General features: G+C 65.1%; 18 protein-coding genes, 1 other RNA gene and 1 pseudogene. 9 read left to right on the top strand and 11 right to left on the bottom strand.

Annotation, left to right across the window (positions count from 1 at the left end; translation table 11 throughout):
- Positions 1-70: 70 nt before the first annotated feature.
- Positions 71-664 (top strand): cytochrome b/b6 domain-containing protein, encoded by a 594-nt coding sequence (locus ACV959_RS03990; protein ID WP_475738624.1) that lies wholly within the window; start codon positions 71-73, stop codon positions 662-664.
- Positions 661-1422, top strand: coding sequence for a molybdopterin-dependent oxidoreductase (locus ACV959_RS03985; protein WP_475738623.1), 762 nt, complete (start codon positions 661-663; stop codon positions 1420-1422). The genes ACV959_RS03990 and ACV959_RS03985 overlap by 4 nt, the downstream gene beginning before the upstream one ends.
- Before the next feature lie 50 nt (positions 1423-1472).
- Here the strand turns inward: ACV959_RS03985 and ACV959_RS03980 are convergent, their stop codons facing one another.
- Both ACV959_RS03980 and ACV959_RS03975 read right to left on the bottom strand, forming a co-directional pair.
- Entirely contained in the window at positions 1473-1922 is a 450-nt protein-coding gene (locus ACV959_RS03980) for a PAS domain-containing protein (protein ID WP_475738622.1), read from the bottom strand.
- Positions 1923-1961: 39 nt separating this feature from the next.
- A complete protein-coding gene (locus tag ACV959_RS03975) occupies positions 1962-2465 on the bottom strand; it encodes an SRPBCC family protein (RefSeq protein WP_475738621.1) in 504 nt (167 codons plus the stop codon).
- A 194-nt stretch (positions 2466-2659) separates the two neighbouring features.
- Between ACV959_RS03975 and ACV959_RS03970 the strand changes: the two genes are divergently transcribed.
- Entirely contained in the window at positions 2660-3463 is an 804-nt protein-coding gene (locus ACV959_RS03970) for a sterol desaturase family protein (RefSeq protein ID WP_475738620.1), read from the top strand.
- Between the two features lie 18 nt (positions 3464-3481).
- On the opposite strand, the gene ACV959_RS03965 is transcribed toward ACV959_RS03970, so the two are convergent.
- Entirely contained in the window at positions 3482-4075 is a 594-nt protein-coding gene (locus ACV959_RS03965) for an HPP family protein (protein WP_475738619.1), read from the bottom strand.
- Positions 4076-4247: 172 nt separating this feature from the next.
- Here ACV959_RS03965 and ACV959_RS03960 point away from each other — a divergent pair, with 172 nt between their 5' ends.
- Complete coding sequence (locus ACV959_RS03960) at positions 4248-4451, top strand: hypothetical protein (RefSeq protein ID WP_475738618.1); 204 nt, start codon at positions 4248-4250, stop codon at positions 4449-4451.
- 86 nt (positions 4452-4537) lie between these two features.
- A complete protein-coding gene (locus ACV959_RS03955) occupies positions 4538-5197 on the top strand; it encodes a DsbA family protein (RefSeq protein WP_475738617.1) in 660 nt (219 codons plus the stop codon).
- Between the two features lie 31 nt (positions 5198-5228).
- On the opposite strand, the gene recR is transcribed toward ACV959_RS03955, so the two are convergent.
- The 5 genes and pseudogenes from recR to ffs form a co-directional block, all read right to left on the bottom strand.
- A complete protein-coding gene (gene recR, locus ACV959_RS03950; RefSeq protein ID WP_475738616.1) occupies positions 5229-5834 on the bottom strand; it encodes a recombination mediator RecR in 606 nt (201 codons plus the stop codon).
- A gap of 52 nt (positions 5835-5886) precedes the next feature.
- A complete protein-coding gene (locus ACV959_RS03945; RefSeq protein ID WP_475738615.1) occupies positions 5887-6210 on the bottom strand; it encodes a YbaB/EbfC family nucleoid-associated protein in 324 nt (107 codons plus the stop codon).
- A gap of 12 nt (positions 6211-6222) precedes the next feature.
- Positions 6223-8025 (bottom strand): DNA polymerase III subunit gamma/tau, encoded by a 1803-nt coding sequence (locus ACV959_RS03940; protein WP_475738614.1) that lies wholly within the window; start codon positions 8023-8025, stop codon positions 6223-6225.
- Between the two features lie 9 nt (positions 8026-8034).
- A pseudogene (locus tag ACV959_RS03935) lies at positions 8035-8367 on the bottom strand (GFA family protein); the annotation flags it as partial.
- An 80-nt stretch (positions 8368-8447) separates the two neighbouring features.
- An RNA gene (gene ffs, locus ACV959_RS03930) (signal recognition particle sRNA small type) lies at positions 8448-8544 on the bottom strand.
- 112 nt (positions 8545-8656) lie between these two features.
- Between ffs and ACV959_RS03925 the strand changes: the two genes are divergently transcribed.
- The 4 genes from ACV959_RS03925 to hisG all read left to right on the top strand — a co-directional run bounded on the left by ACV959_RS03925 (position 8657) and on the right by hisG (position 13316).
- Positions 8657-10201: a hypothetical protein gene (locus ACV959_RS03925; protein WP_475738613.1), complete on the top strand. Its 1545-nt coding sequence runs from the start codon at positions 8657-8659 to the stop codon at positions 10199-10201.
- A 79-nt stretch (positions 10202-10280) separates the two neighbouring features.
- The gene (locus ACV959_RS03920; RefSeq protein ID WP_475738612.1) at positions 10281-11066 is read left to right on the top strand and encodes a bestrophin-like domain; all 786 of its coding nucleotides are present in this window, start codon (positions 10281-10283) and stop codon (positions 11064-11066) included.
- Between the two features lie 136 nt (positions 11067-11202).
- A complete protein-coding gene (locus ACV959_RS03915; protein WP_475738611.1) occupies positions 11203-12354 on the top strand; it encodes an ATP phosphoribosyltransferase regulatory subunit in 1152 nt (383 codons plus the stop codon).
- Positions 12351-13316 (top strand): ATP phosphoribosyltransferase, encoded by a 966-nt coding sequence (gene hisG / locus ACV959_RS03910; protein WP_475738610.1) that lies wholly within the window; start codon positions 12351-12353, stop codon positions 13314-13316. Before ACV959_RS03915 ends, hisG begins: the two co-directional genes overlap by 4 nt.
- Before the next feature lie 100 nt (positions 13317-13416).
- Here the strand turns inward: hisG and ACV959_RS03905 are convergent, their stop codons facing one another.
- The 3 genes from ACV959_RS03905 to thrC all read right to left on the bottom strand — a co-directional run bounded on the left by ACV959_RS03905 (position 13417) and on the right by thrC (position 16279).
- A complete protein-coding gene (locus ACV959_RS03905) occupies positions 13417-14178 on the bottom strand; it encodes a WecB/TagA/CpsF family glycosyltransferase (RefSeq protein ID WP_475738609.1) in 762 nt (253 codons plus the stop codon).
- Positions 14179-14271: 93 nt separating this feature from the next.
- Positions 14272-14871: a GNAT family N-acetyltransferase gene (locus ACV959_RS03900; protein WP_475738608.1), complete on the bottom strand. Its 600-nt coding sequence runs from the start codon at positions 14869-14871 to the stop codon at positions 14272-14274.
- 1 nt (position 14872) lies between these two features.
- On the bottom strand, positions 14873-16279 hold the full coding sequence (thrC, locus tag ACV959_RS03895; RefSeq protein ID WP_475738607.1) for a threonine synthase: 1407 nt from the start codon (positions 16277-16279) through the stop codon (positions 14873-14875).
- Between the last annotated feature and the right edge of the window lie 23 nt (positions 16280-16302).

The following is a 16302-nucleotide window of genomic DNA, read 5'->3' as shown; positions in this document are numbered from 1 at the left end:
GGCTCAGTTGCCGCAAAAATCTCGAGCAAGCCAGAGGGGGAACAAAGAAAAAATAATTCACCCTCTCTTCGTGCGCGTCACGCACTGGATCAACGCCTTCGCCGCCATCGCCATGCTGATGAGCGGGCTCAGGATTTACAACGCCTCGCCGCTTTACCCGTTCCGCTTTCCAGCGGAACTGACGCTCGGCGGTTGGCTCGCCGGCGCATTGGCCTGGCATTTCGCGGTGATGTGGCTGCTGTTCGTCAATGGCCTCGCTTATCTGCTTTATGGCGTGTTCTCCGGTCATTTTCTCCACAAGATTTTCAACATCGGACCGATTGCGGCCTACAGAAACGTCAAGCTGGAAATGCGCCGGCTGCTGTTCCACGGAACCGGTGAATACAATGTCGCGCAACGCGTCCTCTATGTCGTCGTCGCAATCGACATGGCGCTGCTCTTCTTCTCCGGTCTAGCGCTGTGGAAGCCGGTCCAGTTCCAGAACCTGGCGGCGTTTTTCGGCGGCTATGATCAGGCGCGCTACGTGCACTTCTATGGGATGGCGGTGCTGGCGACGTTCATCCTGATCCATGTGAGCATGGCGTTCGCCATCAAGGGCGTGATCAAATCGATGTTCACGGGCCGGTTGACGAAAGGACAGCTGGAAAGGCTCGATCGACGATGACAGCGAACCCGAAATCAAAACGACCTTCGCTTGCCGATTTCAAACCGCAGCTGGAACGCGTCGAGCGCCGGCTCTTTCTGAAGCAGGGCCTTTCGCTTGGCGCGCTGTCGCTTCTCTCGGGATGCACGCTGAAAGACGAGGATGCGGTGGACCGGCTGCTGTGGTCGATGTCGCGTTGGAACGATCGCGTTCAGGCCGCGCTGTTCGACGCCGACAAGCTGGCGCCGACTTATCCCGAGTCGGAAGTTACGACGCCCTTCCCCTTCAACGCCTTTTACGAGGAAGCGCTGGCGCCGGTCATCGACGGCGCGTCATACCGATTGAGCCTGTCAGGTCTGATCGAAGACAAACGCGGGTGGACGCTCGCCGAGCTACGAAACTTGCCGCAAGTCGCCCAGATCACGCGCCATGTCTGCGTCGAAGGATGGAGCGCGATCGGAAAATGGGGCGGCGTCCCGTTCAGAGCCTTTCTGGACCGCGTGGGCGCGGATCTCACCGCGAAATATGTCGGCTTTCAATGCGCCGACAAATATTGGACGAGCATAGACATGCCGACTGCGCTTCATCCACAGACATTGCTCGTCCTGGATTTTCCGGAAAAACCGGGGGAGACGAAATATGGCTACCCGGTCAAGATTCGGATTCCGACGAAACTCGGATTCAAGAATCCCAAGTTCGTGACGGAGATTTTCGTGACCAACGACAATCCGGGCGGCTACTGGGAGAAGCAGGGATATAATTGGTTCAGCGGCTCATGACGCGATGAGTCCGCCGCGCAAGGAAGGCGGGCCACGCCTCTGGCGCGACGTCAGACGCCCGAGAGCGTGAGCTTCTCCGACAGCGCCTTGATTTCTTCCTGCGCACGGACCTGCTCGCTGATGTCATACTGGACGCCGAGGAAATAGACGACGTTTCCCCGCGCGTCGAAGAGCGGCTTCACCACGAGGCGATTGTAAAAGAGATCGCCGTTCTTTCTATAATTGCGGAGCGTGACCTCGACCGGCTCGCCTTTCTGGATCGCTTCTCGGAGACGGTTCAGTTCGGGCTGGTCGCGGTCCGTTCCTTGAAGGAACCGGCAATTGCGGCCGACGATCTCTTGCTGCGTATAGCCGCACATGTCTTCGAACGCCTTGTTGGCGTAGACGATCGGCGCGTCCTCGAGATCGGGGTCGGTGAGCGTCACGCCATTGACGCAGGAGTCGAGGATTTGCGTCAGAACATGCGGAATAACGCCGCGATCCTTCTGGACGACGAACATAGTTTCCTCCCTGGACTTCTGTTTTCTATCGAGAGCGCGTCAGGCGATGGCGCCGTCTTCGAGCAGGCGCTTGATGTTTTCGATGGTCTGAAGCGCGCCCTCCTCCAGCGCCGCCCGGATCAGCTTTTGAAAAGGGCGCATGACGAGGTCGATTTCCTTGAGCTCGAAGGTGAAGGCGACGCGCGTGGATTCCTCGCCCTCGGGGGACACGACGTAGGACGCGCGGAAAGGTTCGGAAATCCCGGAAATTTCGAAGGCGCTCTCTGGGAGGTATTCGGAGACTTCGAAGGTGGATTCGCTGTCGATCCCGCGATCTCTCGTGACCTGCCGGCCCTTCGCCCCCGCCTTCACCGGCGGCGGCGACAATTGCTCGAGTTCGACGACCTGGGGGCACCATTTGGGGTAGTTCTCGAAAAAGCCGGGCCCAATGAATTCGTAGACCTTCGATGGTTGACAGTCGATCACGTCCTCCGCGGATCCGGCGAGAGGTTTCGATCCCCCGATCCCGAGCATGAATTCCTCCCGACAGTCTTGATAGACCATTGCTATTGGCTCATATAAACCATCAATATCGGGATGTAACCGACAATCCTAGCCATTCTCCGGATGATTGCATGGGCGGGTTCCGGCGGAGTGGGCGGGCAGCGCGGGAACGCCCGCCGTCATCTATCGCGCTCGCGGGCGGCTGGGCCGTTTGCCCGGTATGGCCCGTTCGAGCCTTTGCCGGGAGTTTTGAAATGAGCGCGCCGGGGATCGAAGGCTATTTTTTTGGCGGGGCCGTCTTGCTGTTCGCGGTCCTGCTCATCGTGGAAAAGAAATTTCCTTACATGCCCGTCCCGAAGGAGGCCCTCAAAAAATCCTTCGCGACCAACACGGGAGCCTTTCTGGTCAACAATGTCATCATGAGCATTTTCTCCGTTTCGAGCCTGCTGCTGGTCGCTTCGAATTATGCGCAATATGGCCTGCTCGGCGGCATGGAGGACGGCCCGGTCAAATGGATTTGGAGCTTCATTCTCTTCGATTTCGCCGTCTACGTGTGGCATTACCTCGGGCACAAATACGAATTCCTCTGGCGGTTTCATAAAATTCATCACAGCGACAAGAGCTACCATGTCACGACGGGCCTCAGATTCCATGTTTTCGATCAGTTTCTGGAAGTTCTGGTGAAATGTGTTTGCGTGGTGCTGTTCGGCGTGCCCGCGAGCATCGTCGTCGTATGCGAAATCGTCAGAATGTTTTTCGTCCTTTTCCACCACGGGAATTTCACCTTCCCCGGCGAGAGGCTCGTCTCCTATGTCATCATCACGCCGCATCTCCATCGCGCCCATCACTCGACGTTGAGATCGGAGCACGACAGCAATTACGGGATCGTTCTCTCGGTGTGGGACATCATCTTCGGCACGCGGAAAGAAGTCGTTCCGGCCAGCATCGGCCTGGAGCTCATCGAAGCGGAGAATCTGGTCCAGCTCTTCAGTCTCGCTTTCCTGACGGAGCGCCGGCTTGCGAGATTCCTGCATCTCGTTCCGCGCCGCAAAGGCTGACGCCGAGACGAGGCGCTCTCAACGGCCGGGCTCGAGGTCGGGCTGCTTTGCCATCTCCGGCCTCTCGAACGCCGCCTCGCGCCGCCAGCGGACGCACGACCGAACCGCGCCAGCGAGGCCTGCGACCAGCGTCACGCCCACGGCGATCGTCACGACCGTGCCCCATGCGGGCTTCACGCCGCCGAGCGTGATCAGCATCGTCGTTGCGGCGGCGGGCGGGTGCCTGGCGTCGGCAAGAGACTGAAACAGAATGGTCGCGCCCACTGCGAGCGCCGTCGCCGCGACGCGGCTTGCCGAAAGGGCGTCCGCCGCGAAGACCGACGGCGTCTCCTGCGCGGAGAAAAGGAAAAGGGCGCCGAAACCTGCGGCGACGCCAATGGCGTGGCCGACGAATGTGTTCCAGGGCCGCGCGGCGTGCTCTTCGGGGGCGGTCGCCATAATGAACATGGTCGGACCGAGGCTAGGAAACAGCCATGGCTGGCCGGCAATGAAACCGATCGCCCCTACCGCGGCCACAACCAGCGCAGATGTCGCTGCGGGAAGGAAAGCGGAAGCAAAGGAAATGCGCATGGTCAGGTCATCGTCCGAGATCGGCCAGGAGAAAACTGCCATAGAGACCGCCTCTACACAATGACCGCCATGCTAATACATACACAATACATTCAGCGGCGCCATGGCATTTTCAGTCAGTGGCGCCATTGCGGAAATCAGCCCGTTCCCGGCGCCCCTTCATCGCCGTCGAAGGCCGGGTTAAGATGAAAGAAAACAGATCGGGGAGGAAAACATGTCTCAACGACCCAAAGAGCCGGAACGCAGCCAGTCGCCGCTGTGGTTCGCCATCGTCGGCCTCGTCATCAGCGTCGCAAGTTTCGGCATGCAGGATTTCATGATCGGCGACGTCGTGTTCTGGTTCGGGGTCGTCGTCGCGGCCATCGGCATGTTCTATTACTTCGTGCAGCCCAAACACGGCATTCCGCCCGGCCTGTGAGCCCGGCCGCGCGTCCGAATTCGATTTGCCACAATCGGCGGAGAGACTATGGTCGCTCCGCTCTCCATTCACACCATGGGCCCGACATGTTCTTTTCGTTTTTCGCGCTTTCCCGCCGCCGTCTCCTCGCCGCCGCCGCGAGCGTTCTTGTCCTCGGAGCGGCGCCCGCCCTGGCTGAGAAATCCGCCGCCGGCAAGGTCGCGATCGAAGATTTGATGGCGCCGAACGCGCTGCCCGACATCGTTCAGGGCGACCCCAGCGCGCCGGTGACGATCGTCGAATACGCCTCGATGACCTGCAGCCATTGCGCCGCCTTTCATCACGAGGTCTATCCGGCGCTGAAGAAGAACTACATCGACACGGGCAAGGTGAAATTCATCCTGCGCGAGTTCCCGCTCGACCCGCTCGCCACCGCCGCCTTCATGCTCGCGCGTGAACTCGGCGACAAGCGCGACGCGGCGGTCGATCTGCTCTTCGCGCAGCAAAAGAACTGGGCCTTCGTCGACAAGCCGCTCGACGGTCTGGCCAATGTCCTGAAGCAGACGGGAATCGGCCAGGACAAGTTCGAGGCGGTGCTGAAGGACCAGGAACTCTACAAAAAGGTCAATGAGGTCAGAAATCGCGCCGCCGAAAAATTCGGCGTGAATTCGACGCCTACCTTCTTCGTGAACGGCGACCGTTACGCCGGCGAGATCAGCGTCGAGGAGTTCGGCAAGATCATCGCCGCCAGGACGCCGGCGAAATAAGCGGCATTGCGAGACGCGCAACGGCGGCGGATCAGAAAACCGTCCGCCGCTCCAGCGCCGTCGCCAGCGTGCCCTCGTCGAGATAGTCGAGTTCGCCGCCGACCGGCACGCCATGCGCAAGGCGCGTCACCTTCAAGCCCGTGGGCGCGAGGAGATCGGCGATGTAATGCGCAGTCGTCTGGCCGTCGACGGTGGCGTTGACGGCAAGGACGATCTCACGGATTTCCCCTCCCCGCGCGCGGTCGATCAGACGCGCGATCGTCAAATCCTCCGGCCCGACGCCGTCGAGCGGCGACAGAACGCCGCCGAGCACGTGATAGCGCGCGTTGAGCAGCCCCGCGCGCTCCAGGGCCCAGAGGTCCGAAACCGTCTCCACGACCACGAGGATGGAGGGATCGCGCCGCGCGTCGCGACAGATCGTGCAGGGGTCGCTCGTATCTATGTTGCCGCAGGCCGGGCAGGCGACGATTTTCTCCCGCGCGACGGCCATCGCGTCAGCGAGAGGCGAGAGCAATTCCTCGCGCTTGCGGATGAGATGAAGAACGGCGCGACGCGCCGAGCGCGGCCCGAGGCCCGGCAGGCGCGCAAGCAGCTGCACGAGGCGTTCGATTTCAGGACCGGCGACGCGATCAGCCATGCTCTCTCTTCATGCGCAGCCTCCGCCTCTCCCCGCGATCGCGGGGAAGGGATCAAAACGGCAGCTTGAACCCGGGCGGCAGTTGCAAGCCGCCGGTCATCGCCTTCATCTTCTCGGCCATCAGCTCGTCGGCCTTGGCGCGCGCCTGCATATGGGCGGTCACGATCAGGTCTTCGAGAATTTCTTTCTCGTCGGCTTTCACGAGGCTCGGATCGATTGAGACCGCCTTCATGGCGCCCTTGGCGGTCAGCCGCACCTTGACGAGGCCGCCGCCTGCCTCTCCCTCGACCTCGGTGTTCTCGAGTTCGAGCTGCGCCTCTGCCAGCTTGGCCTGCATTTGCTGCGCCTGTTTCATCAGGCCCATGAAGTCCACCATCGACGCTTCTCCTCAATCTTCCTCGGGAGCCGAAAGGTCGTCATAGCCTACATCCGCCGTCTCGTCCGTCTCGACGCGAGCGGCGTCCTCCTTGCCGCGAACGGCGACGATCTGCGCGCCGGGAAACGCCGCGAGCACGCTCGCGACGACCGGATCGGCTTCGAGGCCGGAGCGCCGCTCGCGCTCCTGCGCCTCGCGCTTTTCCTTCAGCGTCGGCGCGCCGCCGGCGGCGACGACCGACACCATCCAACGCTGATTCGTCCACAGCTGCAATTTCTGCGTCAGGACGGAGGCGAGATCGCGCGAGCCGCCGGGCGCGAGTTCGAATTCGATGCGGCCCGGCTCGAACCGGACGAGACGCACTTCTGATTCCAGCGCGAGCTTGAGGCGAATGTCGCGCTTTTCCTCGGCCAGCGCGACCAGCGCCCCGAAACTTGCGATGGCGCGTCCCGGCGCGTCGGGCGCGGGCTGCGCGACGGCGGGACGGGCGGAGACAGGCCCGCGCATCGCTGGCGCGGCCCCGCCCGTCGCCACGGGCGCTCCGCGCGGCGGCGCGGGCGCCGGCGCCGGCGTCCCTCCGCCGCCCGGCGCGCCATGGCCCAATTGTTTCAGCGCCTCGGCCGGCGTCGGCATGTCGGCGGCGTAGGCGAGCCGCACCAGCACCATATCCGCCGCCTGAAGGGGGCGTTGCGAGCCGCGCAGCTCGTCGACGCCCTTCATCAGGATTTGCCAGGCGCGCGTGAGCGCGGGAACGGAGAGGCGTTCGGCGGCCTCCCGCCCGCGCCGCTGCTCCTCGGGGGTGAGCGCGGCCGATTGCGCGGTTTCGGGCGCGAGCTTCAGACGCGTCGCGAGATGCGCAAACTCCGCCATTTCCAGCAAGGCCTGCGCCGGATCGGCGCCTCCGTTATATTGTTCTTCGAGCAGCGCGATGGCTTTGGCGACATCGCCCGCCATGGTCGCCTCGAACAGGTCGATCACCCGCGACTTGTCGGCGACGCCGAGCATGAGGCGCAGATCGTCGGCGCGGATCGCGCCCCCCGCGCCATGCGCCGAGCCATAGGCGATCGCCTGATCGAGCAGCGACAGCGAGTCGCGCACCGAGCCTTCCGCGGCGCGCGCGATCATGGCGAGCGCGTCCGACTCGATCTCGACGCCCTCCTTCTCGCAGATCTTGCGAAGATGCTCCGCAAGCAGCCCGGCGTCGATGCGGCGAAGGTCGAACCGCTGGCAGCGCGAGCGCACGGTGACCGGCACCTTGTCGATTTCCGTCGTCGCGAAGATGAATTTCACATGTTCCGGCGGCTCTTCCAGGGTCTTCAGCAGGCCGTTGAAGGCGGCTTTGGAGAGCATGTGCACTTCGTCGACGATATAAACCTTGGCGCGCGCCATCACCGGGCGGTAGCGGGCGTTGTCGATGATCTCGCGAACGTCGTCGATGCCGGTATGGGACGCCGCGTCCATCTCCAGAACGTCGACATGGCGCGAATCGATGATGGCCTGACAATGCACGCCCAGTTCCGGCATGTGGATCGTGGGCCGGTCGATGGCCGGGCGGCCGTCCTTTTCGGGCAGTTCGTAATTGAAGGCGCGGGCGAGGATGCGCGCGGTCGTGGTCTTGCCGACGCCGCGCACGCCTGTGAGCAGATAGGCCTGATGGATGCGGCCGAGATCGAAAGCGTTTTCAAGCGTGCGCACCATCGGCTCCTGGCCGATGAGATCCGCAAAACTCGATGGGCGGTATTTGCGCGCGAGAACGCGATAGGCGGCGGCGGGCGCGCCGGCGCCTTGCGGGTCAGAGAACAGCGCGTCGTCCATGGCGAAATTCTAAAGGGTCGCGGCCGCCATTTCCACCGCGGCCCCGCAAAAATTCGGAGGCTGCGCCCCGTAAGGCGCTGACTTCAGCGCGCGCGGATCGACGCCGTCGAGGCAGTTGACGTTCACCGCGCCGACCGGCCCAACGCCATAGACGAAGGACTCGATCCCGCAAATTTTGCAAAACTGATGGCCGATCTTCTTCGTGTTGAAACGATATTCGCTCAACGCTTCCGCGCCCTTGTTGAGGCGGACCTTTCCAGCCGGCGTAAAGCTCAACGCTGCGTCGTGCCGCCGACGGCGCGAGCAATTGCAGGCAACGGTGCGATTAAGGTCCGGCGTCGCGTCGAACTCGACCGCCTAACGCTGGCGGGAACCGTGGTAGGACGCCTCGCTCATGCGCCGAACGCCTTGACGGAAACCACGGTAGGAGGCTGGACGAAGACCCGCTCAAGCTCGTTAGGGCTGCTTCCTTCCGGACCTGACCCGGTTGGCGAGTGAAACGTCCAACGCCAACCTCCCGCACCCTATTTGGCAGATGACGCGCGCAGAGGCAAGAGCTACTGTCCCAGAACCGTGAGCTTCGCCTCTAGGGCGGCGCCCGCGCAGAAATCGTAAATTAGGGGGGCGCTTCATGCTGCGTATGTGCGCCAAATCAGCGTTGATCTATCCGGCGGCAGCTTGTGCGGCGGCGCTGGCGCCGGGCGTGTGTGAGGCGCAGAGCGCCAAGCCGCAGTTGCTTCCGGCGAACGCCAAGGTCGTCTTTCTGGCCGACAACAGCACGGGGATCGGGCCCCAGCCTTACATCACCGACGGCACGGCCGCCGGAACGCGGCGCATCCCGCTTCCCGAGACAGGCGTCGGTTTCTCGCTGCACCGTCTGCCGGGTAAGGTCGCCATGTGCTGGGAGCGCGACGAGAGCCTCGGGCCGAGAATCGACACCGTCTCCTATGTCAGCCTGACGGGCGCCGTCGAGCATTGGCGAGCGCCCGTCAACAATGCGATCGTACGGTGCCAGGCGGTCGGCTCAACATTCTATTTCTATCGACAAGAGTTTTCGACGGGACGGGTGACGCTCTACGCGAGCGCGGGAACAGTCGCCTCCACGCGGGTCGTCGGTCTCGTTCCGGGCTACGTCGGAAACGGCGTGGGCCGGATCTTCAGATTCAACGGCGCGGATTATATGACGTTTTTGAACAGCGCGACTCCCACGGCGCCGGCGATCGTCTACAGGATCACGCCGACTGGTCTTGTAAGCGCCTTCAGCTACGGCCTTTCCTCCAGGGTCTGCTGCGCGAACTGGGAGACGCAGGTCGGGAGCCGGCTGCTCTTCGCCGCCTGGAGCCGCGCGACCGGCGTGGAGCTCTGGTCCACCGACGGCACGAACGCAGGGAAACGCTTCGTCAGATCCTTCTACCCCGGCCAGACGGACGGAATGACGTCGATAACCGCCGCCAACCCGCGCGTCGCGGGCGGCCGGCTGATCTTCCTGGCGAACGACCCGACCTACGGGACCGAGTTCTGGGCAAGCGACGGCACGACCGCCGGCACGGTGCGGCTGACGAATTTTCCCTCTGACGCGGGCGCAAAGGAGGCTTACGCGGACGAGCGGATCATGACCTATCAGGGGAAGGCCTATATCGCCGTCAACAACTACTTTCTGAACGGCCGTCAGAACGGCTATGGCGTCACGCTCTACGTCACCGACGGCACGCCGGCGGGCACGCGACAACTGCGCCCGATGTTCAACGGAAATGAACTGCTCGTCTACGACCGGGGCGCCATCGCCGGCGGCTGGCTCTATACGCGCGCGATGCAATACGGCATTCCCGGCTGCCGCGGCGATCTGAGAGACCCGATCAGCGGCGAATCGGCGAGCTGCAATGACGCGCTCTACCGATACAATCTTGCGACCGGCGCCGTTCAGCTCGTCAAGGACGTCAATCCGACCCGCGTCGGCTGGTGCTTTTCAGCCTGCGACAACAGCAATCACTTCACCGCCGTAGGCAATGGCGTGATCTTCTCGGCGGCCGACTCGCGCAGCGCCAGCAACCCGCCGGAGTTCAACGTCGAACCCTGGTCGACGCTCGGGACCGCCGCGACGACGACGAAGATCAGGGAAATCGCCCCTTCGGCAGTCGGCTCGAACCCCTTCGCCTTCACGCCGCTGGCTCCCTGAGCGCGAGAAAATCGCTGGCGCCGGCCGCCATGAATGTGTTCCATGGCGGCCGGCGCGGCGAACGATTCGAGGGGGCGGCGTGCTGGTTCACATCGGCCTACTCCACCTCTGGAAGGCCCAGCCGACCGAGATCATGGCGCTGACGATGGGCGGCGTCTTCGCCGCCGTCGCGCTGTTTCTTTGCTGGCTGAGCTTCGCCTCCCCGCTCGCGCCGATCGTGCAGAACTGGAAGGGCGTCGCGCCGCCCTTCGTCGGCGTTCCGGCGACGCTGTTCGGACTGCTCATGACGTTTTTGTCCCAGGACGTGTGGGACGCCAACCGACGCGCCTATCGCGCCGTCGCCATGGAGCGCGAGCAACTCGTCACGCTCGCCGCCCTGACCGACAACCACGGAGGCGCCGCCGCCGATGCGCCCAAAGCCATCCGCGCCTATGTGGAGGCCGTCGTCGGGCTGGAGTGGAAGACCATGGAGAACGGCCAGGAGTCGCCGGAAGCCGAGGCGGCGCTCAACGCCCTGACCCGGGCTGTGAGCATCGCCAAAATCGAACCGGCGTTCCAGCACGCGCTGGTCGACACGGTGATGAAGCTGCGTTCGGCGCGCGAACAGCGCCTCGCGATCTCGGGCGCCTATCCCGACGACCGCAAATGGGCGGCTGTGCTTCTGATCGCTTTCATCACCCAGATCAGCCTCGCGGCCGTGCATCTCGACAGCGCGCGGCCGCAGCTTCTGGCGCAGGCCATTTTCGCCGCGGCCGCCGTCGTCGCCATCGCGCTCGTGGCTTCGGTGGACGAACCCTATGCGCCGCCCAAATCGGTCGACGCCGACCCGCTGGCGCAGGTGCTGGAGCGGCTGCCGGCCGAGTGATCCTTCGAGGGGCCGCCGGGCGCTGCGCGCGCGCCGCAAAAAATCCCGCGCGCCATTCACCTTTCGCGCCGAAAGCGGGTGCGCTCGGGCGGGTCAGTTGCTAAAGAAAGCGCAAAATCAGGAAGGAAAATTGCGCGTGACCGCCGCGACAGCCCCAGCCCCCGACCGTCAGGCCTCCGACAGACTGGCGGCCATCGTCGCCCATTTCGAGCGATCGGGGTTCGCGCGCCACGAGCCCCGGCTTCTCCAGCCGGCGGGCGTCTTTCTCGACCGCTCCGGCGAGGATTTTCGCGGGCGCCTCTATCTCACGACGGACGCCTCCGGCGCGGAATTCTGCCTGCGGCCGGAATATACTATTCCCGTCTGCCTGCATTATCTCGCCTGCGGCGCGCGCGAGCCGGCCGCATTCGCCTATGGCGGCTCGATCTTCCGGGCGCCCGAGCACGGCGTTGCGGGCGATGGCGAATTTCTGCAGGCGGGCATCGAGAGCTTCGGCCGCGACGACCGCGAGGCGGCGGACGCCGAAATCCTTGGCGCGGCGCTCGACGCTGCGGCGGCCGCCGGCGCGGCCGAACTTTCCGTGCGCATCGGCGACGCGGGCCTCGTCGCGGCTTTCCTCGACGGGCTCGGCCTGCCGCCGGTCTGGCGGCGCCGGATTGAGGCGGGGCATGCGCGCGGCCAGTCTGTCGCCGAGATTTTTACGCCGCCGCCCCGCAACGGCGCCGATCCCTCCGGCGTTCTGGCGGCGCTCACGGCGGTCGACCCGGCCGACGCCCGCCGCCTCGTCGAGGATCTTCTGTCCATTGCCGGCATCGCAGCGGTCGGCGGCCGCAGCGCGGCGGAAATCGCCGAGCGTTTCCTCGACCAGGCGACCCTCTCCGAGGGCGCTGGCGTCTCGACCGAGAAACGCGCGCTCGCCGAAGCCTTTTTCGCCATCGAGGGTCCGCCGGACATCGCCTCCGCCGCCCTGCGCAATCTCGCCGAGGACGCGCGCCTCGACCTCACCGCGGCGCTGGACGGTTTCGACACGCGGGCGAGCTTCATCGCCGCGCGCGGGCTCGATCTCGACGACATGATCTTCTCGGCGAGCTTCGCCCGCCACCTCGACTATTACTCCGGCTTCGTCTTCGAGGCCCGCCATGTCGCGGGGCGCGAGCCCGTCATCGGCGGCGGCCGATACGACCGGCTGCTCAAGACGCTCGGCGCGCCGTCGGACATTCCGGCTGTCGGCGCCGCCATCTGGATCGACAGGCTCGAAGGCGCCCCGCGCGCGGGAGGCGCGGCATGACGCAGAAACTCATCGTGGCGACGCCCTCCAAGGGCCGCCTGCAGGAAAACGCCAACGCCTTTTTCGCCCGCGCCGGCCTCGAACTGACGCAGGGACGCGGCGCGCGCGACTATCGCGGCGCCATCGCGGGGTTGGAGGGCGCGGAGGTCGCCTTTCTTTCGGCTTCCGAAATCACCGGCCGCCTCGCGCGCGGCGAGGTGCATTTCGGCGTCACCGGCGAGGATCTCGTGCGCGAGGAGATCGCCGATCCCGACAGCAAGGTGGAGCTCATCGCGCCGCTCGGCTTCGGCCACGCCAATGTCGTGGTCGCCGTTCCGCAGGCCTGGATCGACGTGCGCGGGATGGCCGATCTCGCCGACATCGCGGAGGGCTTTCGCGCGCGCCACGGGCGCGGCCTGCGCGTCGCGACGAAATATATCAACACCACGCGCCGCTTCTTCGCCCGGCACGGGGTCGGCGACTATCGCATCGTCGAAAGCTCCGGCGCCACGGAGGGCGCGCCTGCGGCGGGCTCCGCCGATCTCATCGTCGACATCACGACGACCGGCGCGACCCTCGCGGCCAATGCGCTCAAGGTGCTCGACGATGGCGTGATCCTGCGTTCGCAGGCCAATCTCGTCGCCTCTCTCGCCGCGCCGTGGAGCGAGACGGCGCGCGAGGCCGCCCGCGTCATTCTTTCGCGCATCGCTGCGGAGGAAGAGGCGCGCTCAACGCGCGAAGTGCGCGCGTCCGTCGCGCTCTCCGGAGAGGCGGTCGAGGAGGCGCAGGCGGCGTTTGGGGCTACTCTGCGCGAGCGCCACGGCGAGACGGCGGTCTTCGCCTGCCCGACGAAACAGGTCGCGTCGCTGGCCGACTGGCTGATCGGCAAGGGCGCGCAGAGCGTGACGAGCGCGAAGCTGGATTACGTCTTCCACGCCGGCAATGCGCTGTGGGGGAGACTGGCGGGGCGGCTGGAAGCGTAAGACGCGCCGCCCTCGCGTTCATAGGGAGCGAAGCGAAGGAGTCGAGACTCCGCCAAGCGGCTCCGGCTTTTTTCGCCAGGCTCCGCCAAGTGCGGATTCGCTAACGCGTCTGCGTCAGCAACAAATACGCCGCCACCGGATTGGTCGTGAGATAGCGCTTCAGTAGACGCCTCGGCTCCAGCCCCAGACGAAACGCCCATTCGAGGCCAGCGTCCTGCATCCATTGCGGCGCGCGCTTCTTGGCGCCGGCGATGAAATCGAAGAGGCCGCCGGACGTCTTGATGATCTTGACGTTTTTCAGGCGATGGCGATGGTCGCGCACGAATTGCTGCTCGAGCGGCACGCCCATGGCGAGCCAGAGAATGTCCGGCGCGAGCGCATTGATCTCGTCGAGCTTCGCCTCCAGCGCCGCGCCCTTGAGAAAGCCGTGCGAACGGCCGAGGATCTTGACGCGCGGCGCCACGCGCCTGGTCGCTTCGTAAGTCGCGCGGTTCACCTCCTCGCTCGCGCCGAGGAGGTAGAAAGTCGCGCCGGTCTGCTGCGCCAGATGCGCGACGATGGGGTAAAGATCGGTGGTGGCGACGCGTTCGGGCAGCGGCTTTTTCGACAAAAGCCGCGAGGCCGCGACGAGCGGTTGGCCGTCGGCGGCGATCGAGTCAGCGCAGTCCACGAGCTTCGCGAATTCCTTGTCGAGGACGCGCCGCGCCAGCACCTCGCCGTTGACGGAGGTGAGATAATAGGGCCCCTCCTCCCGCGCCGGCGCCTTCGCGAGGTCGAGCATCATGCGCGCGGTTTCGACAAGGCTGAGGCGCGCTACCGGCGCGCCGCCGACGAAACTTGTCTCGACTCCGCTGATGGTCACGGCGAACTCCGAATTTGCGACGAAATTGAACGCAATTTACGCGAAATTTCCCGCAAGCTCAGCCGCGACTTTCCAATATGGTCAACGCCGCCCTCAACCCCTCGGCTTGTCGGGCGGGATCGGATCCGTTTCGAGCAGCGCGAAGAGCAGATGGTCGCGCCACTGCCCGTTGATGTTGAGATAGCTGCGGGCGTAGCCCTCATGCTTGAAGCCGACGCGCTCCAGCAACCGCTTCGAGGGTTCGTTCGTCGGCAGGCAGGCGGCCTCGATGCGGTGCATCCCCTGCTTCTCGAAGGCGTAGGCGCAGGCCGCGCGGACAGCGCGGGTCATATAGCCCTTGCCGGCGTAGGGCTCGCCCATCCAGTAGCCGAGCGTCGCCGCCTGCGAGACGCCGCGGCGCACATGGCCGAAGGAGAGGCCGCCGACAAGAACGTCGTCCTCCTCACGGAAAACGAAGAAGGAATAGGCCTCGTCGCGCGCCATCTCCTCGGCGTGGCGGCGCACCCGATAGCGGAAGCTCGCGCGCGTGAGGTCGTCGACCGGCCAGATTGGCTCCCAGGGCGTGAGGAAGGCGCGGCTTCGCTCGCGCAGCGACGACCATTCGACATAGTCTCGCATTTCGGAAGGGCGCAGATACACCCCTTCGCCCCGGATCGGCATGTCCCGCCGGCCAAGAACGCCAAACAACGCCATGTCAGCCCTTCGTCGCCCGCGCGCGCTCCTCGATGAAAGAGGCGATGCGCTTTTCGTCGTTTTCCAGAATGGTGAAGCGCTCCGGCGCCTGGAAGCGCGCCTCTAGCGCCTCCGGCAGGCGCGGCCGGCGCCCGATGGCGCGCTCGATCGCCTCCGGGAACTTGGCGGGATGCGCGGTGGCGAGCGCGACGACCGGGGTCGCCGGTTCCGCCGCGAGCCGCGTGCGGGCGGCGCGAACGCCCGTCGCCGTGTGCGGATCGAGCACATAGCCCGCCTCGCGCCAGGTCCGCGCGATCTCGTCGGTCGTCTCCGCCTCGCCGACGGACATGGCGTCGAATTCGGCGCGCATCGCGGAGAGCGCGGCAGACGGAATCTCGAAGGCGCCCGACTGGTCGAGCGACGCGAAAGCGGCGCGCACCGCCGCATGGTCGCGGTCGCAGGCGTCGAACAGCAGGCGCTCGAAATTCGATGACACCTGTATGTCCATGGACGGCGACTGCGTGGGGGTCACGCCGCGCGGCTCGTAGCGGCCGCTCGCCAGCGCGCGGGCGAGAATGTCGTTGGCGTTGGTCGCAACGATGAGGCGCTCGACCGGCAGGCCCATGCGCTTGGCGATATAGCCTGCGAGCACATCGCCGAAATTGCCCGTCGGCACCGCGAAGGAAAGGCGGCGATGCGGCGCGCCAAGCGCGACCCCGCTTGTGAAGTAATAGACCATTTGCGCGACGACGCGCGCCCAGTTGATCGAATTGACGCCGGCGAGCCCCACCCGCTCGCGAAACGGCGCGTTGCGGAACAGACGCTTGAGAATGTTCTGCGCGTCGTCGAACGTGCCCTGCAGGGCGATCGTGTGAACATTGTCGTCGGCGACGCAGGTCATCTGCTTGCGCTGCACGTCCGACACGCGGCCATGCGGATAGAGAATGAACACGTCGACGCGCGGCAGGCCGCGAAAGGCCTCGATCGCGGCGGCGCCGGTGTCGCCCGAGGTCGCGCCGACGATGGTGGCGCGCAGGTTCCGCTTCTCCAGCACATCGTTCATCATGCGGCCGAGAAGCTGCATCGCCAGATCCTTGAAGGCGAGCGTCGGTCCGTGGAAAAGCTCCAGCACGAAGAGATTGTCGGCGATCTGCACGAGCGGGGCAATGGCGCGATGGCGGAAGCCCGCATAGGCGGCCTCCGTCTGGGCGCGCAATCCGGCGCGCGAGGCCTCGTCGGTCAGGAATGGCGCGATGAGACGCGCGGCCGCCTCCGCGTAAGGCGCGCCGGCGAGCCCGGCGATCTCGCCGGGCGCGACATGCGGATAGGCGAAAGGCGTGTAAAGCCCGCCGTCGGTCGCGAGGCCGGCGAGCAGGACGTCGTCGAAGGCGAGTTGCGCGGCTTCTCCGCGCGTCGAAAGGTAGCGCAACAGTCGGTCCGTGAGAGGCGAAA

It is taken from the genome of Methylocystis sp. Se48 (assembly GCF_056269425.1).
This window is presented reverse-complemented; position numbering and strand designations above follow the sequence as displayed.

Coding starts and splice junctions, on each gene's coding strand:
- ACV959_RS03960 (WP_475738618.1), top strand. CDS start 4,248: ATGTCTCAACGACCCAAAGAGCCGGAACGCAGCCAGTCGCCGCTGTGG.
- ACV959_RS03955 (WP_475738617.1), top strand. CDS start 4,538: ATGTTCTTTTCGTTTTTCGCGCTTTCCCGCCGCCGTCTCCTCGCCGCC.
- ACV959_RS03925 (WP_475738613.1), top strand. CDS start 8,657: ATGCTGCGTATGTGCGCCAAATCAGCGTTGATCTATCCGGCGGCAGCT.
- ACV959_RS03980 (WP_475738622.1), bottom strand. CDS start 1,922: ATGTTCGTCGTCCAGAAGGATCGCGGCGTTATTCCGCATGTTCTGACG.
- ACV959_RS03900 (WP_475738608.1), bottom strand. CDS start 14,871: ATGGCGTTGTTTGGCGTTCTTGGCCGGCGGGACATGCCGATCCGGGGC.
- ACV959_RS03975 (WP_475738621.1), bottom strand. CDS start 2,465: ATGGTCTATCAAGACTGTCGGGAGGAATTCATGCTCGGGATCGGGGGA.
- ACV959_RS03945 (WP_475738615.1), bottom strand. CDS start 6,210: ATGGTGGACTTCATGGGCCTGATGAAACAGGCGCAGCAAATGCAGGCC.
- ACV959_RS03965 (WP_475738619.1), bottom strand. CDS start 4,075: ATGGCAGTTTTCTCCTGGCCGATCTCGGACGATGACCTGACCATGCGC.
- ACV959_RS03985 (WP_475738623.1), top strand. CDS start 661: ATGACAGCGAACCCGAAATCAAAACGACCTTCGCTTGCCGATTTCAAA.
- recR (WP_475738616.1), bottom strand. CDS start 5,834: ATGGCTGATCGCGTCGCCGGTCCTGAAATCGAACGCCTCGTGCAGCTG.
- hisG (WP_475738610.1), top strand. CDS start 12,351: ATGACGCAGAAACTCATCGTGGCGACGCCCTCCAAGGGCCGCCTGCAG.
- ACV959_RS03970 (WP_475738620.1), top strand. CDS start 2,660: ATGAGCGCGCCGGGGATCGAAGGCTATTTTTTTGGCGGGGCCGTCTTG.
- ACV959_RS03940 (WP_475738614.1), bottom strand. CDS start 8,025: ATGGACGACGCGCTGTTCTCTGACCCGCAAGGCGCCGGCGCGCCCGCC.